Origin of the sequence: Aeromonas sp. S9(2024) (genome assembly GCF_041403185.1) — a bacterium.
GTDB lineage: Bacteria > Pseudomonadota > Gammaproteobacteria > Enterobacterales > Aeromonadaceae > Aeromonas > Aeromonas enteropelogenes.
In genome coordinates this window covers 1-3,062 of record NZ_JBGLRE010000019.1, presented here as the reverse complement: position 1 = coordinate 3,062, position 3,062 = coordinate 1, and the positions used below count along the sequence as shown (strand labels likewise).

1 rRNA gene is annotated in these 3,062 nt (G+C 52.7%); it reads left to right on the top strand.

The features are described from left to right. Positions 1 to 154: 154 nt before the first annotated feature. A 23S ribosomal RNA gene (locus ACB028_RS20165) occupies positions 155 to 3,043 on the top strand. The last annotated feature ends 19 nt before the right edge of the window (positions 3,044 to 3,062 follow it).

Here is a 3,062-nt window from a genome sequence, read left to right as displayed (position 1 = left end):
TGCTCTTTAACAATCTGGAAAGCTGATTTAAAAAGTAGTTCTCAAACATTTGTTACAAGTGCTTTGGAAACTTCTTGGCGAAAACCAAATTTTATTTGGTCCTTGTTGTACAGCAACTTGAATGCCGTTTCGACGACACTTCTTGGGGTTGTATGGTTAAGTGACTAAGCGTACATGGTGGATGCCTTGGCAGTCAGAGGCGATGAAGGACGTACTAACCTGCGATAAGCCGTGAGCAGTCGGTAAGAGACATTACGACTCACGGATTTCCGAATGGGGAAACCCACCCGAGATAACTCGGGTATCTGTTACTGAATACATAGGTAACAGAGGCGAACCGGGAGAACTGAAACATCTAAGTACCCCGAGGAAAAGAAATCAACCGAGATTCCCTCAGTAGCGGCGAGCGAACGGGGATTAGCCCTTAAGCATCTTGGAAGTTAGTGGAACGGTCCTGGAAAGGCCGGCGATACAGGGTGATAGCCCCGTACACGAAAACAACCTTGATGTGAAATCGAGTAGGGCGGGACACGTGACATCCTGTCTGAATATGGGGGGACCATCCTCCAAGGCTAAATACTCCTGACTGACCGATAGTGAACCAGTACCGTGAGGGAAAGGCGAAAAGAACCCCTGTGAGGGGAGTGAAATAGAACCTGAAACCGTGTACGTACAAGCAGTGGGAGCCCTTCGGGGTGACTGCGTACCTTTTGTATAATGGGTCAGCGACTTACATTTTGTAGCGAGGTTAACCGTATAGGGGAGCCGTAGGGAAACCGAGTCTTAACTGGGCGTCTAGTTGCAAGGTGTAGACCCGAAACCGGGTGATCTAGCCATGGGCAGGTTGAAGGTTGAGTAACATCAACTGGAGGACCGAACCCACTAACGTTGCAAAGTTAGGGGATGACCTGTGGCTGGGGGTGAAAGGCCAATCAAACTCGGAGATAGCTGGTTCTCCCCGAAAGCTATTTAGGTAGCGCCTCGGACGAATACTACTGGGGGTAGAGCACTGTTTGGGCTAGGGGGTCATCCCGACTTACCAACCCCATGCAAACTCCGAATACCAGTAAGTACTATCCGGGAGACACACGGCGGGTGCTAACGTCCGTCGTGAAGAGGGAAACAACCCAGACCGCCGGCTAAGGTCCCAAAGTTCTGGTTAAGTGGGAAACGATGTGGGAAGGCTCAGACAGCTAGGATGTTGGCTTAGAAGCAGCCATCATTTAAAGAAAGCGTAATAGCTCACTAGTCGAGTCGGCCTGCGCGGAAGATGTAACGGGGCTCAAACCAGGCACCGAAGCCGCGGATTTGCACTTAGTGCAAGTGGTAGGGGAGCGTTCTGTAAGTCTGCGAAGGTGTGTCGAGAGGCATGCTGGAGATATCAGAAGTGCGAATGCTGACGTAAGTAACGATAAAGGGGGTGAAAAGCCTCCTCGCCGGAAGACCAAGGGTTCCTGTCCAACGTTAATCGGGGCAGGGTGAGTCGACCCCTAAGGCGAGGCCGAAAGGCGTAGTCGATGGGAAGCAGGTTAATATTCCTGCACGACTTGTAATTGCGATGGGGGGACGGAGAAGGCTAGGTGGGCCAGGCGACGGTTGTCCTGGTGAAAGTGCGTAGGCGGTACCTTTAGGTAAATCCGGAGGTGCAACGCTGAGACACGAGACGAACGCACTACGGTGCGGAAGCCATTGATGCCCTGCTTCCAGGAAAAGCCTCTAAGCTTCAGATTACAAGTCATCGTACCCCAAACCGACACAGGTGGTCGGGTAGAGAATACCAAGGCGCTTGAGAGAACTCGGGTGAAGGAACTAGGCAAAATAGTACCGTAACTTCGGGAGAAGGTACGCTCTTGTTGGTGAAGTCCCTTGCGGATGGAGCTGACGGGAGTCGCAGTGACCAGATGGCTGGGACTGTTTATCAAAAACACAGCACTCTGCAAACACGAAAGTGGACGTATAGGGTGTGACACCTGCCCGGTGCCGGAAGGTTAATTGATGGGGTTAGCGCAAGCGAAGCTCTTGATCGAAGCCCCGGTAAACGGCGGCCGTAACTATAACGGTCCTAAGGTAGCGAAATTCCTTGTCGGGTAAGTTCCGACCTGCACGAATGGTGTAACCATGGCCATGCTGTCTCCACCCGAGACTCAGTGAAATCGAATTCGCCGTGAAGATGCGGTGTACCCGCGGCTAGACGGAAAGACCCCGTGAACCTTTACTACAGCTTGGCACTGAACATTGAACCTACATGTGTAGGATAGGTGGGAGGCTTTGAAGGCGTGACGCCAGTTGCGCTGGAGCCGTCCTTGAAATACCACCCTTGTATGTTTGATGTTCTAACGCAGGCCCCTGAATCGGGGTCGCGGACAGTGCCTGGTGGGTAGTTTGACTGGGGCGGTCTCCTCCCAAAGAGTAACGGAGGAGCACGAAGGTTGGCTAATCCTGGTCGGACATCAGGAGGTTAGTGCAATGGCATAAGCCAGCTTAACTGCGAGACGGACAGGTCGAGCAGGTACGAAAGTAGGTCATAGTGATCCGGTGGTTCTGAATGGAAGGGCCATCGCTCAACGGATAAAAGGTACTCCGGGGATAACAGGCTGATACCGCCCAAGAGTTCATATCGACGGCGGTGTTTGGCACCTCGATGTCGGCTCATCACATCCTGGGGCTGAAGTCGGTCCCAAGGGTATGGCTGTTCGCCATTTAAAGTGGTACGCGAGCTGGGTTCAGAACGTCGTGAGACAGTTCGGTCCCTATCTGCCGTGGGCGTTGGATGATTGAAGGGAGTTGCTCCTAGTACGAGAGGACCGGAGTGAACGAACCTCTGGTGTTCGGGTTGTCACGCCAGTGGCACTGCCCGGTAGCTAAGTTCGGAATCGATAACCGCTGAAAGCATCTAAGCGGGAAGCGAGCCCTGAGATGAGTCATCCCTGACCCCTTGAGGGTCCTAAAGGGCCGTTGGAGACCACAACGTTGATAGGTGGGGTGTGTAAGCGCGGCGACGTGTTGAGCTAACCCATACTAATTACCCGTGAGGCTTAACCATACAACACCCAAGAAGTGTT